General features: G+C 38.0%; 19 protein-coding genes. 3 read left to right on the forward strand and 16 right to left on the reverse strand.

From position 1 onward, the window contains the following. Window positions 1–61: 61 nt before the first annotated feature. The 4 genes from tuf to rpsL form a co-directional block, all read right to left on the reverse strand. Window positions 62–1,249 (reverse strand): elongation factor Tu, encoded by a 1,188-nt coding sequence (gene tuf, locus AC4BC5_RS05620; protein ID WP_490497163.1) that lies wholly within the window; start codon window positions 1,247–1,249, stop codon window positions 62–64. Window positions 1,250–1,399: 150 nt separating this feature from the next. After that, a complete protein-coding gene (fusA, locus tag AC4BC5_RS05625; RefSeq protein ID WP_490497164.1) occupies window positions 1,400–3,484 on the reverse strand; it encodes an elongation factor G in 2,085 nt (694 codons plus the stop codon). A 65-nt stretch (window positions 3,485–3,549) separates the two neighbouring features. Then, on the reverse strand, window positions 3,550–4,020 hold the full coding sequence (rpsG, locus tag AC4BC5_RS05630) for a 30S ribosomal protein S7 (protein WP_016176308.1): 471 nt from the start codon (window positions 4,018–4,020) through the stop codon (window positions 3,550–3,552). Between the two features lie 62 nt (window positions 4,021–4,082). Further along, on the reverse strand, window positions 4,083–4,496 hold the full coding sequence (gene rpsL, locus AC4BC5_RS05635; protein ID WP_016176309.1) for a 30S ribosomal protein S12: 414 nt from the start codon (window positions 4,494–4,496) through the stop codon (window positions 4,083–4,085). A gap of 301 nt (window positions 4,497–4,797) precedes the next feature. On the opposite strand from rpsL, the gene rpiA reads away from it, so the two are divergent. Next, on the forward strand, window positions 4,798–5,475 hold the full coding sequence (gene rpiA / locus AC4BC5_RS05640) for a ribose-5-phosphate isomerase RpiA (protein WP_490497165.1): 678 nt from the start codon (window positions 4,798–4,800) through the stop codon (window positions 5,473–5,475). A 101-nt stretch (window positions 5,476–5,576) separates the two neighbouring features. After that, the gene (locus AC4BC5_RS05645; protein ID WP_490497166.1) at window positions 5,577–6,152 is read left to right on the forward strand and encodes a recombinase family protein; all 576 of its coding nucleotides are present in this window, start codon (window positions 5,577–5,579) and stop codon (window positions 6,150–6,152) included. Window positions 6,153–6,289: 137 nt separating this feature from the next. Here the strand turns inward: AC4BC5_RS05645 and gpmI are convergent, their stop codons facing one another. Next, window positions 6,290–7,813 carry a 2,3-bisphosphoglycerate-independent phosphoglycerate mutase gene (gene gpmI, locus AC4BC5_RS05650; protein WP_490497167.1) on the reverse strand — a complete coding sequence of 508 codons (1,524 nt, stop codon included), beginning with the start codon at window positions 7,811–7,813 and terminating at the stop codon, window positions 6,290–6,292. 300 nt (window positions 7,814–8,113) lie between these two features. On the opposite strand from gpmI, the gene gpmA reads away from it, so the two are divergent. Next, window positions 8,114–8,782 (forward strand): 2,3-diphosphoglycerate-dependent phosphoglycerate mutase, encoded by a 669-nt coding sequence (gpmA, locus tag AC4BC5_RS05655; RefSeq protein WP_490497168.1) that lies wholly within the window; start codon window positions 8,114–8,116, stop codon window positions 8,780–8,782. Window positions 8,783–8,915: 133 nt separating this feature from the next. Here the strand turns inward: gpmA and AC4BC5_RS05660 are convergent, their stop codons facing one another. The 11 genes from AC4BC5_RS05660 to deoC form a co-directional block, all read right to left on the reverse strand. Then, a complete protein-coding gene (locus tag AC4BC5_RS05660; protein ID WP_490497169.1) occupies window positions 8,916–10,100 on the reverse strand; it encodes an iron-containing alcohol dehydrogenase in 1,185 nt (394 codons plus the stop codon). Window positions 10,101–10,174: 74 nt separating this feature from the next. Then, window positions 10,175–10,879 carry a purine-nucleoside phosphorylase gene (gene deoD / locus AC4BC5_RS05665; protein ID WP_490497170.1) on the reverse strand — a complete coding sequence of 235 codons (705 nt, stop codon included), beginning with the start codon at window positions 10,877–10,879 and terminating at the stop codon, window positions 10,175–10,177. 15 nt (window positions 10,880–10,894) lie between these two features. Beyond that, window positions 10,895–11,713 (reverse strand): purine-nucleoside phosphorylase, encoded by an 819-nt coding sequence (locus tag AC4BC5_RS05670; RefSeq protein ID WP_490497171.1) that lies wholly within the window; start codon window positions 11,711–11,713, stop codon window positions 10,895–10,897. A gap of 10 nt (window positions 11,714–11,723) precedes the next feature. After that, a complete protein-coding gene (gene deoB, locus AC4BC5_RS05675) occupies window positions 11,724–12,890 on the reverse strand; it encodes a phosphopentomutase (RefSeq protein ID WP_490497172.1) in 1,167 nt (388 codons plus the stop codon). 124 nt (window positions 12,891–13,014) lie between these two features. After that, window positions 13,015–13,971 carry an ABC transporter permease gene (locus AC4BC5_RS05680; RefSeq protein WP_490497173.1) on the reverse strand — a complete coding sequence of 319 codons (957 nt, stop codon included), beginning with the start codon at window positions 13,969–13,971 and terminating at the stop codon, window positions 13,015–13,017. Continuing rightward, entirely contained in the window at window positions 13,971–15,104 is a 1,134-nt protein-coding gene (locus AC4BC5_RS05685; protein ID WP_490497174.1) for an ABC transporter permease, read from the reverse strand. Before AC4BC5_RS05685 ends, AC4BC5_RS05680 begins: the two co-directional genes overlap by 1 nt. Next, window positions 15,097–16,635: an ABC transporter ATP-binding protein gene (locus AC4BC5_RS05690; RefSeq protein WP_490497509.1), complete on the reverse strand. Its 1,539-nt coding sequence runs from the start codon at window positions 16,633–16,635 to the stop codon at window positions 15,097–15,099. Before AC4BC5_RS05690 ends, AC4BC5_RS05685 begins: the two co-directional genes overlap by 8 nt. Before the next feature lie 201 nt (window positions 16,636–16,836). Beyond that, a complete protein-coding gene (locus AC4BC5_RS05695; RefSeq protein WP_490497175.1) occupies window positions 16,837–16,959 on the reverse strand; it encodes a hypothetical protein in 123 nt (40 codons plus the stop codon). Between the two features lie 51 nt (window positions 16,960–17,010). Next, on the reverse strand, window positions 17,011–18,096 hold the full coding sequence (locus tag AC4BC5_RS05700; RefSeq protein ID WP_490497176.1) for a BMP family lipoprotein: 1,086 nt from the start codon (window positions 18,094–18,096) through the stop codon (window positions 17,011–17,013). 58 nt (window positions 18,097–18,154) lie between these two features. Then, a complete protein-coding gene (locus AC4BC5_RS05705; protein WP_490497177.1) occupies window positions 18,155–18,550 on the reverse strand; it encodes a cytidine deaminase in 396 nt (131 codons plus the stop codon). Window positions 18,551–18,560: 10 nt separating this feature from the next. Next, window positions 18,561–19,223: a deoxyribose-phosphate aldolase gene (gene deoC, locus AC4BC5_RS05710; protein ID WP_490497178.1), complete on the reverse strand. Its 663-nt coding sequence runs from the start codon at window positions 19,221–19,223 to the stop codon at window positions 18,561–18,563. Between the last annotated feature and the right edge of the window lie 4 nt (window positions 19,224–19,227).

Below are 19,227 nucleotides of genomic sequence, written 5' to 3' on the forward strand. Positions count from 1 at the left end.
AAACAAAAAAAAACCCTTCAAACTATTTCTAGTTTGAAGAGTTCGTACATTCATCAAATAATTAAGCTTTGATTTCAGTAACAACGCCTGAACCAACAGTACGTCCGCCTTCACGAATAGAGAAACGAGTTCCGTCTTCGATAGCGATTGGGTGGATTAATTCAACGTCGATAGTTACGTTGTCACCAGGCATTACCATTTCAGTACCTTCGCGTAATTCTACAACACCAGTTACGTCAGTTGTACGGAAGTAGAATTGTGGACGGTAGTTAGTGAAGAATGGAGTATGACGTCCACCTTCTTCTTTAGTTAAAACGTAAACTTCAGCTACGAATTTTGTATGAGGAGTGATTGTTCCTGGTTTAGCTAATACTTGTCCACGTTGGATGTCTTCACGAGCAACCCCACGTAATAAAGCACCGATGTTATCGCCTGCTTCAGCGTAGTCTAATAATTTACGGAACATTTCAACACCTGTTACAGTAGTTTGAGCTGTTTCTTCGTCGATACCAACGATTTCTACAACGTCACCAACGCGAACTTGTCCACGTTCAACACGACCTGTAGCAACAGTACCACGACCAGTAATTGAGAATACGTCCTCAACTGGCATCATGAATGGTTTTTCAGTATCACGTTCTGGAGTTGGGATATATTCGTCAACTGCAGCCATTAATTCTAAGATTTTTTCTTCGTAAACTGGATCGCCTTCTAAAGCTTTCAAAGCAGAACCTGCAACAACTGGAGTGTCATCGCCTGGGAAATCGTATTCTGATAATAAGTCACGAACTTCCATTTCTACTAATTCTAATAATTCTTCATCATCAACCATATCCATTTTGTTTAAGAATACAACGATGTAAGGAACACCTACGTTACGAGATAATAAGATGTGTTCACGTGTTTGAGGCATAGGACCATCAGCAGCAGATACTACTAAGATCGCGCCGTCCATTTGAGCAGCACCAGTAATCATGTTTTTAACGTAGTCCGCGTGTCCTGGGCAGTCCACGTGAGCATAGTGACGAGTTTCAGTTTCGTACTCAACGTGAGCAGTTGAGATAGTGATTCCGCGTTCGCGCTCTTCTGGAGCACCATCGATTTGATCGTAAGCAGAAGCTTGTGCCAAACCTTTTTTAGCTAAAACAGTTGTAATTGCAGCTGTTAATGTAGTTTTACCATGGTCAACGTGTCCGATAGTACCAATGTTTACATGGGCTTTAGAACGGTCAAATTTTTCTTTTGCCATTTTAAATGTTCCTCCTAAAAATGCGTTTTTATTTTATATTTGATAGGTAAGGAATCTAAAAGATTCCTTGCCCATATCATCGTAATACATTGTACACGAAATGCTCCAAAAAATATAGTTATTTGGATAATTTCATAGAATCAATTAAGATTAACCAGCGTTTCCGCCATTTTTCTTAATAATTTCTTCTTGAATTGATTTCGGTACATCTTCATAGTGGTCAAATACCATCATGAATGTTCCACGTCCTTGAGTTGAAGAACGTAGAGTTGTTGCGTAACCAAACATTTCAGATAACGGCACCATTGCGTTAACGATTTGTGAGTTACCATGTGCTTCCATACCTTCTACACGTCCACGACGAGCAGTAACGTGACCCATTACATCACCTAAATAATCTTCAGGAACTGTAATTGTTACTTTCATCATAGGTTCTAGAATTGCAGGTTGTGCTTTTTTAGCAGCAGCGCGCAATGCCATAGAAGCAGCAACACGGAAGGCAGTTTCATTTGAGTCGACATCATGGTAAGAACCATCATAAAGTTTAGCTTTAATATCAACTAATGGATAACCAGCTAATACACCGTTTTCCATTGATTCTTCTAAACCTTTTTCAACTGCAGGGATGTATTCACGAGGAACCACACCACCAACGATTGCGTTTTCGAACTCGAAACCTGCTCCTTCTTCGTTAGGTGTAAATTCAATCCATACGTGACCGTATTGACCTTTACCACCTGATTGACGTACAAATTTACCTTCGGCTTGAGTGCCTGCACGGAATGTTTCGCGGTATGATACTTGTGGCGCACCAACGTTAGCATCAACTTTGAATTCACGACGCATACGGTCAACAAGGACGTCTAAGTGAAGTTCACCCATACCAGCGATAACTGTTTCACCAGTTTCAACGTTAGTTGTTACGCGGAATGATGGATCTTCTTCAGCAAGTTTTTGTAAAGCTATACCCATTTTATCTTGGTCAGCTTTTGATTTAGGCTCAACAGCAACTTCGATAACTGGTTCTGGGAATTCAATTGATTCTAAGATAACTGGATCTTTTTCATCACATAATGTATCCCCTGTAGTTGTATCTTTCAAACCAACAGCAGCAGCGATATCACCAGAATAAACTGTTTGAATTTCATTACGAGTGTTGGCATGCATTTGTAGAATACGTCCGATACGTTCGCGTTTGCCTTTTGAAGCATTCAATACGTATGATCCAGAATTTAAAACACCAGAATATACACGGAAGAATGTTAAACGACCTACGAATGGGTCAGTCATAACTTTAAATGCTAATGAAGCAAATGGTGCCTCATCTGTTGATGGGCGTTCAGTTTCTTCATCAGTTTTAGGGTTAATCCCTTTGATTGCAGGTACATCAGTTGGTGCTGGCAAGTAGTCAATAACTGCATCCAACATCAATTGTACACCTTTGTTTTTGAAGGCTGATCCACACATTACTGGGAAGAAATCAACTGTTAATGTTGCTTTACGAATGCCTGCTTTTAATTCTTCTTCAGTGATTTCTTCACCGTCTAAGAATTTCATCATTAAATCTTCATCTGTATCAGCTACAGCTTCGATTAATTTTTCGCGCCATTCTTCTGCTTGTTCAATGTACTCAGCAGGAATATCAGTTTCTTCGATTTCTGTTCCTAAGTCATTTGTATAGATTTCAGCTTTCATTTTCACAAGGTCAATAATCCCTGTGAAGTCGTCTTCTGCACCAATTGGTAATTGGATTGGATGAGCATTCGCTTGTAAGCGATCATGCAATGTAGATACTGAATATAAGAAGTCAGCACCAATTTTATCCATTTTGTTACAGAATACAACACGTGGTACACGATAATCGGTCGCTTGACGCCAAACTGTTTCTGTTTGTGGTTCTACACCTGATTGTGAGTCCAATACAGTTACAGCACCGTCAAGTACACGTAGAGAACGTTGCACTTCAATTGTGAAGTCCACGTGTCCTGGTGTATCGATAATATTTACACGATTACCTTTCCATTGCGCAGTTGTCGCAGCAGAAGTAATAGTGATTCCACGTTCTTGCTCTTGTTCCATCCAGTCCATTTGTGAAGCTCCTTCATGAGTTTCACCGATTTTGTGGATTTTACCAGTGTAATACAAGATACGTTCAGTTGTAGTTGTTTTACCAGCATCAACGTGGGCCATGATACCAATATTACGAGTGTTTTCTAAAGAAAATTCTCTTGCCATTGTGGGATTGTTCTCCTCTCTAATTGTTGTAACAATACCTTCTACCTAAAAAAGTAGCGAGGATCTTACCAACGATAGTGTGCAAATGCACGGTTAGCTTCTGCCATTTTATGAGTGTCTTCACGTTTTTTAACTGAAGCACCAGTATTGTTAGCAGCATCCATGATTTCTTTAGCTAGACGTTCTTCCATTGTGTGTTCTCCACGCAAACGAGCGTAGTTAACAACCCAACGTAGACCTAAAGTTGTACGACGTTCTGGACGAACTTCAACTGGTACTTGATAGTTAGAACCCCCAACACGACGAGCTTTTACTTCTAATACAGGCATGATGTTTTTCATTGCTTGTTCGAAAACTTCCAATGGATCATTGCCTGTAGATTCTTTAATAATATCAAATGAGTTGTAGATGATATTCGCAGCAACTCCGCGTTTACCGTCAACCATTACGCGGTTGATTAAACGAGTTACTAATTTTGAGTTATAAATAGGATCTGGTAATACATCACGTTTTGCAACAGGACCTTTACGAGGCATCCGTAACTCCTCCTTCCGAAATAGGTTTTATTTAAATAGTCGTTTTAGTTTGTAGAATAAAATTAAGCTTTAGGTCTTTTCGTACCGTATTTAGAACGAGATTGTTTACGGTCATTAACACCAGCCGTATCCAAAGCACCACGAACGATATGATAACGTACCCCTGGTAAGTCTTTTACACGTCCACCGCGTAGTAATACCACACTGTGTTCTTGTAAGTTATGACCAATACCTGGGATATAAGCTGTAACTTCAATCAAGTTAGACAAACGAACACGTGCATATTTACGTAAAGCCGAGTTCGGTTTTTTAGGTGTCATTGTTCCGACACGAGTAGCTACCCCACGTTTTTGAGGTGAGCTCACGTTTGTTTGAGCTTTTTTGAAACTATTATATCCTTTGTTCAATGCAGGTGAATTTGATTTTTCAACCTTGGATTTACGAGGTTTACGTACTAATTGGTTAATTGTAGGCATTCCTTGTTTTCCTCCTTCCTTGATTCGCTGTTTAGTTCCACACATCCAGGTGGTTCTTTTTTGGCGATAAAAAATAATGCAATAACATGCATCTTTATCAGATTGTACTTTTACTACAGTCAGCACGTCTCTGTCCAGAGACCTGTTCATAAAGCACCTTCGATAGAATATCATGAATTTTCTACAGTGTCAACGATATTTATTTAGTTTTTTTCAATTAATTTATTTTTGTTGTCTATCATTTTACAGATAAGAACTATATAATAATGAAGGAAATAATAATTTAAAGGTGGCGAAGAGTTTGAATTTAAAACAAATGGTTGGAATTGAAGCAGCAAATTACGTCAAAGACGGAATGATCGTCGGTCTTGGAACAGGCTCCACAGCTTATTACATGATTGAAGAGTTAGGACGTCGAGTTACTGAGGAGCAATTGACAATTGTTGGTGTTCCCACTTCTAACGCTTCACGTCAACAAGCATTAGCGTTAGGAATTCCTGTAAAAACAATCGATGAAGTTACACATGTTGATTTAACGATTGATGGTGCTGATGAAATTAGTGCAGATTTCCAAGGAATTAAAGGCGGTGGCGCAGCTCTCTTATTTGAGAAAGTTGTAGCATCTTACTCTGACCAAGTAATTTGGATTGTTGACGAATCTAAAATGGTTGATAAGTTAGGAAAATTCCCGTTACCTGTGGAGGTTGTTCCATATGGCGAAGAGCAGCTTTTTCGGATTTTTAAAGAAAAAGGTTACTGCCCAACATTTCGAATGGAAAATGAAACAGATAAAAAAGTAACGGATTGTGGTCATTCGATTATTGATTTACATTTAGATGTAATTGAAAACCCTTTTACTTTAAATGAAGAATTAAATCAATTAGTCGGCGTTGTAGAACACGGATTATTCTTAAATATGGTTGATACAGTAATTATTGGTAAAGAAGATGGTCCTGAAAAAGTAACAGTCGTTCGTTAGTCAGCGACGTTATTTAGTAAAATTAGGGGTATCTATTTAACCTATTTTATGCTATTCTTCTTATTATTTATTTTCTACAAACAAATAGGATGGGATGAAAAATGAAAATATATGGATATATCCGTACAACAATTACGGATGAGGATCCTCGACCGCAAATGACGAGCTTACAAGAATTCGGCTGTACAGAAATCTTTCATGAAGATTATCTGAACGCAGAATCTACTTCACTTGATGAGATACTCGATCAAATGGAAAATGGCGATGCCTTGGTTGTTGATCAACTTTATCGTTTAGGGAAGTCTACTAGGCAATTAGCAGATTTAATGCTACGCTTTCAAGCGAACCATTTCGATTTAATCTGTCTAACAGATAATATCGACACTCGTGATTCTATGGGGAAATTATATTTCCAATGGATGAGTCAAATGGCTTCGATGGAACGTGCTTTGCTAAAAGAACGTACGCTACTTGGCTTAAGTCGCGCACGGAAAAAAGGAAAAATCGGTGGTCGTCCAAAGATTGATGCCGAAACAGTTCAAAAAATTCGCTTCTTATTTTTTGAAAAGAAAGAATCGATTCAAACAATCGCTACAACCTGTCAAGTATCGATTGGAACATGTTACAAATATATTCACTTATCTGAGAGTGAAATTGCACCTTTACTACAAAAATAAGCGACATCAATTAGAATTCTATACAAAATTACGGGAAAACTTTGAAAAAGATATCATTTTCAAAGCTTTCCCGTAATTTTTTGTCTAGAAAAAACTAGACTCAAAAAGTTGTCTTTTCAAGTCTAGTTCCTATCGTTTTATTTCACTAAGCTTCTACCAGTCATTTCATCCGGTAATTCAATAGCTAATAAGTCTAACATTGTTGGTGCTAAGTCTGCTAAACGGCCATCTGTTCTTAATTCAGCATTCTCTTTTGTTACGATAACTGGAACCGGCACAGTTGTATGGGCTGTATGTGGGTTGCCATTTTCATCCATTAATGTTTCAGAGTTACCGTGGTCTGCTGTGATAATGGCAAAACCTTCTTTTCCTAAGATTGTTTCAACTACACGACCTAAACACTCATCAACGGCTTCGATAGCTTTCACTGTTGGTTCAACCATCCCAGAATGTCCTACCATATCAGGATTAGCAAAGTTTAAGATAATCGCTTCAAATTTATCGTCGTTAATCGCATTTACTAAAGCATCGGTTACTTCATAGATACTCATTTCAGGTTGCAAATCATACGTTGCAACTTTTGGTGAGGCAATCAGAATACGTTCTTCCGTGCTAAACACAGTATTTGAACCACCATTAAAGAAAAATGTAACATGAGGATATTTCTCAGTTTCAGCGATACGTAATTGATTAATATTATTTTTATCTAACACTTCACCTAACACGTTATCTAACGAAATCGGAGCAAAAATAACTTCTGTATCTAATTTGTCTGAATATTGAGTCATCGTTACTAATTTCACGTTTTGTGGTGTTTCTCCACGGTCAAAGAATTCCCATTCTTTTTCAGTTAACGCTTGAGACATTTGCAATGCACGGTCTGGACGGAAGTTAAAGAATAACACACCATCATTATCGTTAATTGTTGCGACAGGTTGATCGTTTTCAACAATTACTGTTGGTAATAAGAATTCGTCGGTTACACCAGCAGCATAGCTTTTTTCAACCACATCAATTGCATCGGTTGCTGTTTCACCTTCGCCATGAATCACAACATCATAATATTTTTGTACTCGTTCCCAGCGTTTGTCGCGGTCCATTGCATAGTATCTTCCTGAAATTGACGCAATTTTCCCATGACCTAATTCATCAATTTTTTCTTGCAATTGTTTTACATAGTTGATACCTGATGTTGGTGAAACATCACGTCCGTCTAAGATTACGTCAACAAAAGCAGGTACGCCATGTTTTTTTGCTTCTTCTAATAACGCAAATAAATGGTTAATATGGCTGTGAACACCACCATCAGAAACTAAGCCCATCAAATGTAAGTTAGAATTATTTTTTTTCACAAAATCAAATAAGTCTAATAAAGCTTTTTCCTGTGAAAACTCATCGTCAAGGATTGATTTATCAATACGAGTTAGACTTTGGTAAACAATTCTTCCAGCGCCGATATTGGTATGGCCAACTTCAGAATTTCCCATTTGACCTTCTGGAAGACCTACATCTAAACCAGAAGCTTTTAATGTGCTGTGAGGATATTTACTCCAGTACTTATCAAAATTCGGTGTATCTGCTAAGGCTACAGCGTTACCGACTGTTTCGTCTCTTAGGCCAAATCCATCTAAAATCATCAAAATTACAGGTTTTTTGTCCATTTTGCTATTCCTACTTTCCATTACTGATTCAAAAATTTTACTAATAGACACTCATCAATCTATCTTAACTATTCGACAGTCAAAAAATAGATTTTTACTGACGACAAACAATGATTTTTCATCTTATCCAAAGTTTATTCAGCCTTATCATAATAACATTAAATAGTTTTTTAGTAAAACCTATTATGAATATCTTTGCACAAATGATTTATAGTATCATTGGAAATTTAGCTAGGAACGGGTGTATAATAAATGTGGAATGGAAATTTCAGAAACCATATGAATAAAGGAGAGGTTTTTATGCCAAAATTAGTTTTTTCACGTCATGGATTAAGTGAATGGAACAAGTTAGACCAGTTTACTGGTTGGGAAGATGTTGATTTGGCTCCTGAGGGCGTCGAAGAGGCAATAGAAGGTGGAAGAAAAATTAAAGAAGCTGGTATCGAATTCGATATTGCCTATACTTCTGTCTTGACTCGTGCTATCAAAACTTGTAATTATATCTTAGAATACTCAGATCAATTATGGGTACCGACAGTCAAATCATGGCGCTTAAACGAACGTCACTACGGTGCACTACAAGGTTTAAACAAACAAGCTACTCGCGATAAGTACGGAGACGAACAAGTACTTATTTGGCGTCGTTCTTATGATACTTTGCCTCCATTATCAGATGCAAAACCAGACCGTCGCTATGCACATTTAGATCCTCGTACCGTTCCTGGTGGAGAAAATCTAAAAGTTACTTTAGAACGTGCGTTACCATTCTGGGAAGATGAAATTGCCCCAGCATTATTAGATGGTAAAACTGTCTTAGTTGCTGCACATGGTAACTCATTGCGTGCATTAGCAAAACACATTGAAGGTATTTCTGATGACGATATTATGGGACTTGAAATTCCAACAGGTAAACCACTTGTTTATGACTTAAACGATGATTTATCTGTTATTGAAAAATACTATCTATAAGAAAAAAACGACTATGAAATAAATTTTTTAATAGAAAAACATCCGAACTATACTGAACCGCTTCAACTTAGCAGGTTCCTGTTATAGCTCGGATATTTTTATCTGATTTTTGCTGGTGTCACCCTTATTTTTCTTATATAAAAGTTGAATGTTTACTTGATGCTTGATAAATTTGTACGACATCCTCTTTTTGTAAAGGTACAAAAGCCGCTTTGTTGATGGTACTGTGAGCAATTGCTTGTTGCGCCATTTGATCGAAATCTTTTTCTGTATCAATGCCCACTTCTGGTAAAGTCATTGGTACGCCATTTTCTAAGAAGAAATCATACAATGCTTGGATGCCCTTTCGCGCTGCTTGCTCTGGATTTTCTTCTTGAATCCCCCATACTTCTTTGGCAAAGCGTGCAAATTTAGGCACAGTTGTTTCATTTAAAATATGTGCCATCCAGCGCGGAGTTAAAATGGCTAAACCAATACCATGCGTAATATCATAAAATGCACTTAACTCATGTTCCATCGCATGGCAAGACCACGTTCCTGTTTTACCACTACCCGTTAAACCATTTAAAGCTAAAGTACTTGCCCACATTAAATTGGCACGCGCATCATAATTATCCGGTTCTTTTAGTGCAAGTGGTAAATGATGAATAACGGTTTTCATTAATCCTTCTGCTACCCCATCTTGTACATCAGTCCCCGGAGTTGCATTAAAATAGTTTTCCATTAAATGGCTAAAAATGTCGGCTGAACCCGCAGCTGTTTGATAAGCATTCACCGTAAAAGTATTGGTTGGGTCTAAGAAAGAAACTTTTGGCAATAAGTTTTTACCGCCCATACCTAATTTTTGTTGGGTTTGCATATTTGAAATAACGCCCCCACGATTCATTTCACTGCCAGTTGCAGCTAAAGTCAAAATAGTCACAATCGGAAGTGCTGGTCCATTGTATTGACGTTTTAATACAAGATTTTCCCACAAATCCCCTTCGATAAACGTTCCACCTGCAATTGCTTTACTACAATCAATAACGGAACCACCACCAACTGCTAAAATAACGTCAATCTGGTGTTCTCTACATAATTGCGCACCTTTAGTAACAGTCTCGATACGTGGATTGGGTTCAACACCAGCTAATTCAATGACCGTATAATCTTTTAGTTCCTTCATCACTTTAGCGTAGAGCCCATTTTGTTTAATACTCCCGCCACCGTATACAAGTAACACTTTTTTTCCAAAGGTATTGATTACTTCTGGTAACTCCGATAAGCGGTCTTTTCCAAATCGAATATCCGTCTCTACATGAAAATTAAAATTTTCCATTACTATTCCTCCCATATTTTGAATGACAACTAAGCAAAAAAAGATTGAAGTAGCGCACCTCAATCTTTTTGCTTTTAGCGAATTGCCGTTTCCAATCCAACTCTAATCATATCATCAAAAGTTGTTTGACGTTCTTCTGGGGTGGTCTCTTCACCAGTAATAATATGATCACTTACTGTACAAATTGCTAAAGTTTGGACATGGAATTTCGCTCCTAGATAATACAAAGCAGCAGCTTCCATTTCCACACCCATTACACCTAAATCAGCTAATTGTAATGTTTCCGTCATATCATCTTTATAAAAACTATCTTCAGATAAGATATTACCAACATGTGTAGTAACACCACTTGCTTGAGCGATTTCATACGCTGTTTTTAACAATTGGAAATCAGCAATTGGTGCAAAGTGAAACTGATTAAAATTCTTTTGAATCATCGATGAGCTAGTTACTGCTCCTTGCGCAATGACTAAGTCACGGACATGAACATCTGTTGAAATCGCCCCACAAGTTCCGACACGAATCAATTTTTTTACATCGTACGACTGAATTAATTCATGTGCATAAATAGTTGCAGAAGGCATTCCCATACCTGTTCCTTGAACAGAAACACGTTCACCTTTGTAAATACCTGTATAACCTAACATTCCACGAACATTGTTATAACAAATAGGGTCTTCTAAAAATGTTTCTGCAATATATTTGGCACGCAATGGATCACCTGGAAGTAAAATTTTATCTGCAATTTCACCTGGTTTTGCTTCGATATGAACGCTCATTTTTTTCGCTCCTTTTTATAAAACGGCTAACGTTTCTTTGATTAATTCTTTAAACTCAGCTTTAACACGCTCGGTTGTTTCCACTACTTCTGCATGATTTAAAGTTGCTTGCATACCGGCTGCTAAGTTAGTAATACATGAAATACCTAGGACTTTTAAGCCACTGTGCGTTGCAACAATCACTTCTGGGACGGTAGACATTCCCACAGCATCTGCACCGATAATACGGGACATGCGAATTTCAGCTGGCGTTTCATAAGTTGGGCCTGACCAACCCATGTAAACACCTTCTTTTAGATGTAGGCCTTTTTTCAATCCCACTTCTTTCGCTACTTCACGATAAGCTGGAGTATAGGCATTACTCATATCAGGGAAGCGTGGACCCATTTCGTCAGCATTTTCACCAATTAACGGATTGTCGCCTGTGTAGTTGATATGGTCAGTAATTAACATTAAATCACCTGGTGCAAAACTTTCATTTACACCACCACAAGCATTCGTTACAATCATCGAATGTGCTTTTAACGCTGCCATGACGCGTACTGGGTAGGTAACAGTTTGCATCGAATGACCTTCATAGTAATGGAACCGACCTTGCATCGCTAATACTTTCTTACCAGATAAAGTACCATAAACTAGCTGCCCAGCATGGCCAACTACGGTTGATACTGGGAAATATGGAATTTCAGCATAAGGGATAACCACAGCTTCTTCAATTTCATCAGCTAATTCACCTAATCCTGAACCTAAAATCAAACCAAACTCAATCTCTTTTACACCTTTTTCTTGCAGAAAAGCGGTTGTCTCTTTTAATTGTTCTTGTAATTTTGTCATATTGTCACTCCTATTTTAAATTGGTTAAGAAACTCTCACCATTTTCAGTAGCTGGTACACCAAAATTCTCAGCGATTGTAGCTGAAATATCTGCATAAAAACCTTGCGGAAGCTTTCCTTGACCAGCAAATTTTTTACTGTAAACAAGCAATGGTACGTATTCTCTTGTATGATCCGTACCAGCAAAGGTTGGATCGTTTCCGTGGTCAGCAGTAATCAATAACAAGTCATCTTCTGCCATCGCATTTAAAATTTCTGGAATGCGTCCATCAAAGTCTTCAATTGCACGAGCGTAGCCTTCTACATCGCGGCGATGACCATACAACGCATCAAAATCCACTAAATTCGTAAAGCTTAAACCAGTGAAGTCTTTTTGCATCACTTCTAATAATTTGTCCACGCCATCCATGTTATCCTTTGTCCGAACAAATTCGGTGATTCCTTGTCCGTTAAAGATATCATTAATTTTACCAACAGCAATGACATCTTTACCGTTATCTTTCAATGAATCTAACACTGTTTTTCCAAATGGATCTAACGCATAATCATGACGATTACTAGTACGTTGAAAGTTCCCTGGTTCTCCTACATAAGGACGCGCAATTATACGACCAATCATATAAGGCTCATCTTTCGTAATTTCACGTGTGTATTCACAAATACGATACAACTCTTCTAAGGGAATAATCTCTTCATGCGCTGCAATTTGTAAAACTGGATCCGCAGAAGTATACACAATTAAGTCGCCTGTTTCCATTTGGTGTTGACCATAATCATCGATAACTGCAGTACCTGAATAAGGTAAATTACACACAACTTTACGACCTGAAAACTCTTCAATTTGTTTCAACAATTCTTCTGGAAAGCCTTCTGGAAACACACGGAATGGTTTTTTAATATTTAAACCCATGATTTCCCAGTGACCAGTCATGGTATCTTTTCCGACTGAAATTTCTTCTAGTTTTGTTGCGTAGCCTTGATGGTCTTCAACATTTTTGACACCTTCTAAAGAACGGATTGTTCCTAAACCTAATTGCTCCAAGTGAGGAATTGTTAGTCCTGCTTCTTTGGCAATATGACCTAAAGTATCCGCTCCTTTGTCATTGAATTTTTCTGCATCAGGCGCTTCGCCAATTCCAACAGAATCCATCACGATTAAATGTACTCGTTTAAACATTTTTTCAACCTGCTTTCCTCAAACTAATTTCATTTCTATCATATACTACTTTTCTATTTATTTTAACCAAGAAGGGCAGAACGAAGAAACTTGCACCCTTCGCCCCACCCTTCTTGATGAAAAGTTATTTTGATTTGATATAATTCTTTCCGCCTGCTTTTGGTCCAGAGGCTTTTCCTAAGAAGAGCACTAAAACAATTACGGTTAATAAATATGGTGCAATTTGTAATAATACTGGAGGAATTGAAGAAATCACTGGTAATTGAGCACCGATAATACTTAAACTTTGAGCAAAACCAAAGAATAACGCTGCACCCATCGCACCAAGTGGATTCCATTTACCAAAAATCATTGCTGCCATCGAAATAAAACCTTGACCAACAATTGTTCCTGCTGAGAAGTTTCCTGAAATAGACTGAGCAAAAATAGCACCACCCATACCACCTAATAATCCAGAAATCAACACACCCGCATAACGGAACTTGTAAACATTAATTCCCAACGTATCAGCTGCCTGAGGATTTTCCCCAACCGCACGCAAACGTAAACCAAAACGTGTTTTATAAATAATATACCAAGCTAATACCGCTACTAAAATAGCTAAATATGCAGGTAAAAAGGTATTTTTAAAGAAAATTGTTCCAATGACTGGAATATCTTTTAAAACTGGGAATGAGAAATACCCTAAATTGTAGCTAATATTGTCTGTTTGTCCTTTTTGATAAAGAACCTTAATTAAGAAAACACCTAATGCTGGAGCCATTAAGTTAACGACCGTACCACTGATAATGTGATCCGCACGAAAACTAATTGTTGCAACTGCATGTAGTAGTGAGAAAAGAACGCCGACACCACCACCAACTAAGATAGCAACCCAAGGTGTCCATGCACCTAGTTGATCAGCCATTGAAAGGTTAAAAACAACTGCACTAAATGCACCCATTACCATAATTCCTTCTAAACCTACGTTGACAATCCCACTTCGCTCTGAAAAAGTACCACCTAATGCAGTCAAAATCAAAGGCGTTGAATAAACCAAGGTAGATGTTAAAATCAATGCAATTAAGCCTACTGTTGACATTATAATTCGCCCCCTTCTTGACTTTGATCATTTGATGTCGTTTCAATTGTTTTGACAATTTCTACTTGTTTCTTATCTGGTAAAAGTTTTGCCATTGCTAGGCGAATAACAAAATTGATTCCGACAAAGAAAATAATCAAGGCAATTGATACGTTCACAATTTCAAATGGAATTTCAGCAATTGTTTGCATTCCCAAACCACCAATTTTCAAGATACTGAACAAAATTGCAGATAAGAAAATACCGATAGCCGAACCTGCACCTAATAAGGATACTGCCATTCCGTCAAATCCGATAGCTAGTGAGGTTGTTTGTACAAAGAAGTTTTGATATGTTCCTAACCCTTCCACAACGCCACCTAAACCAGCCAATCCTCCAGAAATAATCATCGATAAAATGATTGTACGTTTACTACTCATCCCTGCATATTCTGAAGCAAATGGATTCAACCCAACCGAACGGATTTCAAAACCAAGTGTTGTTTTCTTCATTAAGAACCACACAAGCACTAACATAACCAAGGCAAGGAATAGGCCACCACTTACACGAGAGCCTCCAAAGAACTGTGTTAACCAAGGAATACGTAAACTTGCATTTTGAGTAATGGCATTTGTTGAATCTAAACTTGAACGGAAACTCTCTGGCATTACATCTTGCAATAAGAATGTACTGGTATATAACAAGATATAGTTCATCATAATAGTTACAATAACTTCACTTGTTCCAAAGAACGCACGTAACATACCTGGAATAGCAGCTGCAAGTGCTCCTGCTGCTGCTCCTAAAACAACACATAATGGTAACAAGATCATCTTAGGTAAATCAGGAAATGCTAAAGCTGTCCAAACACTGACTATCCAGCCACATAAAGCTTGTCCAGACAACCCAATATTGAAGAAGCCTGCTGAATTAGCTACTGAGAATCCCAAAGCAGTAAAAATTAATGGTGTTGCTTGACGTAATGTTTCACCAATGCCACGTTGTGTACCTAACGCAGCATCTAACATTGAACTATAACCGACAATCGGGTTATAGCCAAAGGCAGCCATGATAATCGCGCCTAAAACCAATCCCATAACAACCGATAAAATTGGCACTAACAAATTACGAATTTTTTCATTGCGATCATTCATTTGTCGCCACCCCCTGTTGCGCTAATTCTGCTCGTGCTTTTTCAAGTGAATAGCCAGCCATTAGTAAGCCTAATTCTTGCTCGCTTGTTTCTTCTGGTTTCACGATCCCCACAATTTGCCCATCATGGATAACAGCAATCTTATCTGAAACATTCATGATTTCTTCTAGTTCAAAACTGATTAACAAGACTGCTTTAAAACGATCACGTTGTTCAATTAAACGTTTATGAATAAACTCAATAGCACCCACGTCTAAACCACGTGTCGGGTTTGCTACAATTAATAAATCAGGATCGCGTGTAATTTCGCGTGCGATAATCGCTTTTTGCTGATTTCCTCCTGATAATGCTTTAGCAGGTACGACTTCGTTGACGGTACGTACATCAAATTCCTTAATCAGGTCTTCTGCATGATAGTTAATTTCCGAATAATTCAAGACACCCATTTTACTAAATGGTTCTTGATAATACGTTTGTAAAGCGATATTTTCAGCTAATGTCATATCTAGAACTAATCCATATTTATGACGGTCTTCTGGGACATGACCTAAACCAGATTCTGTAATTTTACGTGGACGTAAATTAGTAATCTCTTTATCTGATAAAATGACTTTTCCACTTTCTACTTTACGTAACCCGGTAATTGCTTGAATTAACTCTGACTGACCATTTCCATCAATTCCAGCAATCCCAACAACTTCACCGGCACGAACTTCTAAATTTAAGTTTTTAACTGCTTCCACACCACGGTTTTCTTTGACAACCAAATCTTGAATCGACAATACTAATTCTTGTGGATCAGCTGGTTTTTTCTCTGTTTTGAATGATACTGAGCGTCCAACCATCATATCGGCTAATTGTTGGGAAGAAACATCCTTCACATCAACCGTACCGATTCCTTGTCCTCGACGAATAACAGTACAACGGTTGGCAACCGATTTAATTTCATCTAATTTATGAGTAATCAAGATAATTGACTTTCCTTCACGGACTAAGCCACGCATAATTTCAATTAACTCATCAATTTCTTGTGGTGTTAATACCGCTGTAGGTTCATCAAAAATTAAAATATCGGCACCACGATACAATGTTTTCAAGATTTCTACACGCTGTTGCATACCAACAGAAATATCACGAATATATGCATCGGGGTCAACTGATAAACCATATTGTTCAGAAAGTTTTTTAATTTCTTCACGGGCTTTTCTACGATCCAGTTTTCCTAAACGACTAGGCTCATTCCCTAGAACAATATTTTCTGTGACTGTAAAAGCATCGACTAACATAAAGTGCTGATGAACCATTCCGATTCCTAATTGATTCGCTTTTGTCGGACTAGAAATACTCACGACATTACCGTTCATTAAGATTTCACCGGAAGTTGGTTCCAACAAACCTGATAAGACATTCATTAATGTGGACTTTCCAGCCCCATTTTCGCCAAGTAATGCATGAATTTCACCTTTTCGAATCTGCAAATTGATTTGATCATTTGCTTTGAAAGTTCCAAAACTCTTGGTGATATTGCGCATTTCTATTGCAAAATTTTCTTCTGTCACAATTCTCACATCCCTTTTCAAGTAACCTGGTACAATAACAATCAATAATAGCTAATAAATTTAGAGAGTTTGTTCTCTCAAAAGAACTTTTTATTAAAAAAAGCTCTTTTGAAAGAAAAAACAGAAGACAATCACTACCTACATTTAAAGGCAATGATTGAATCTTCATTATTCTTAAGGCTTTTCTGGTACCTTGATTTCCCCAGAAATGATTTTTTCTTTGGCTTTGCCAACTGCAGCTTCGGCTTCATCAGATAGATTTCCTAATGCTGCATATCCCCCTGTAAACTTGAACATCAGTCATTTCCTCGTCCTATAGAACAAAGAAATGACTGAATGAATTTAAAATTAAGGTTTTTCTGGCACTTCAATTTCACCAGCAATAATTTGTTCTTTAGCTTTTTCAACAGCAGCTTTTGTTTCGTCAGATAATTGACCTTCTGTTAAGCCAACGCCGTCTTCTTTCAAGCCGTACACTTCATGTTGTCCACCAGGGAATTCACCTTCAAGCGCTTTTTGTGCTAAATCTTTTGATACTGAACCTACACCTTTTAATGTAGAAGTTAGCGTGAAGTTTTCATCTTTACCATCTTTTTTGTAATCACCATCAGCTGTTTGGTCACGGTCTACTCCAATTACCCAAACTTTTTCATCGCCAGATTCATTACGAGCTTTTGCTTCTTGGAAGACACCATTTCCTGTACCACCTGAAGCATGGAAGATGATATCTGCACCTTGTGCGTACATCCCTTGTGCAATTGAACGACCTTTATCAGGTGCAGCAAAGTCGCCAGCATATTGGTTTTTCACTTCTACTTTTTTATTTAATTCTTTGGCAGCAGCTTCAACCCCCGCATTAAAACCAGCTTCAAAACGGTCGATAACTTCGCCTTCAACCCCACCAATGAAACCAACTGTTCCAGTTTGTGTTGTATAAGCAGCAGCAATTCCTGCTAAGTAAGAAGCTTCGTGATCTTTAAATGTTGCAGAAGCAACGTTTGGTAAATCAATCACTTCATCAACAATAACAAAGTTTGTGTCTGGATTTAATTCAGCTTGCTCTTTAATGGCAGGTTGTAATTTATAACCAATACCAAAAATTGTATTGAAACCAGCATTTAATGCTTGGTCAATATTTGGTACATAATCAGATTCATTTGCAGATTGGAAATATTGGTAACCGTCAGCGCCACGAGAGAAACCATTATCTTCGCCCCACTCTTTAAAACCTTCCCAAGCTGATTGGTTAAATGAACGGTCATCTACCCCACCTGTATCAGTAATTAACGCAATTGTTGCTGCAGGTTTATCTCCTGATTTTCCTCCGTCAGACGCATCTGTTCCTGCACTGTTTCCTCCGTTACCACATGCACCTAACAACAAAGCGCTCGCCATTGCTACTGCGCCAAAACTAAATAATTTTGCTTTTTTCATCTGTATAAAGCCCCCTACTAAAATAGTTTTATTTTCAACAGTCAATGACTGTTAATTCCTATAAATCTTTATTTGTGAAAGAATATGGTAACAATTCTCCCACAGTTGTTTCTTTAATTGCCCCATCATCACCGACTAGCGTTACGGGCATATCAACGTTGCAAAATTCAGCAATCACTTGACGACATGCTCCACATGGTGCAATTGGTTCTGGTGTATGACCTGCAACCACTAAATGCTGAAACTCTCGTTCGCCTTCAGAAACAGCCTTAAAAATCGCCGTCCGTTCAGCACAATTACTTAAACCATAGGACGCATTTTCAATGTTCAACCCTTGATAAATTTTACCCTTTTTTGTTACCAAGCATGCGCCTACTGGAAAATGTGAGTACGGTACATAGGCTTTGTCTAACGCCTCTACTGCAGTTTGAATCCAATCTTCTTTTGCTTTCATTAGTCACCTCTTAGTAGCCTGCGCCACTTGTTCCTGAAATAATCGCAATACTAGCACTGGTTCCTAGACGACTTGCCCCAGCTTCCACCATTGCTAAAGCTTGTGCTTCGTTGTGAATTCCACCTGAGGCTTTCACTCCCATTTCTGGCCCTACTGTTTCACGCATTAAGCGAACGTCATTCACATCTGCTCCACCTGTTGAGAAACCAGTCGATGTTTTAACAAAATCAGCACCGGCTGCTTTAGCTAATTCACAGGCTTTGACAATTTCTTCATCCGTTAACAGACATGTTTCAAGAATAACTTTTACTAAAGCGCGATCTTTTGCCGCCGCTACAACACCGGCAATATCGTTTTGGACAGCTTCATAGTTTCCTGATTTTAATTGTCCGATAGAAAGAACCATATCAATTTCATCGGCACCATTTTTAATCGCATCTTCTGTTTCAAAAGCTTTTGTTGCAGTTGTTGATGCTCCTAATGGGAAGCCAATAACTGTACAAACAGAGACTGGTTCGCCTTTTAATTCTTCTGCTGCTAATGAAACCCATACTGGATTCACACAAACAGAATAAAAATGATATTTTTTTGCTTCTTCAATAATACGTAATACTTCTGATTTTGGCGTATCTGCTTTTAAAATAGTGTGGTCCATCATTCGGTTTAATTCCATCTTT

It is taken from the genome of Enterococcus sp. AMC2644 (genome assembly GCF_058216475.1).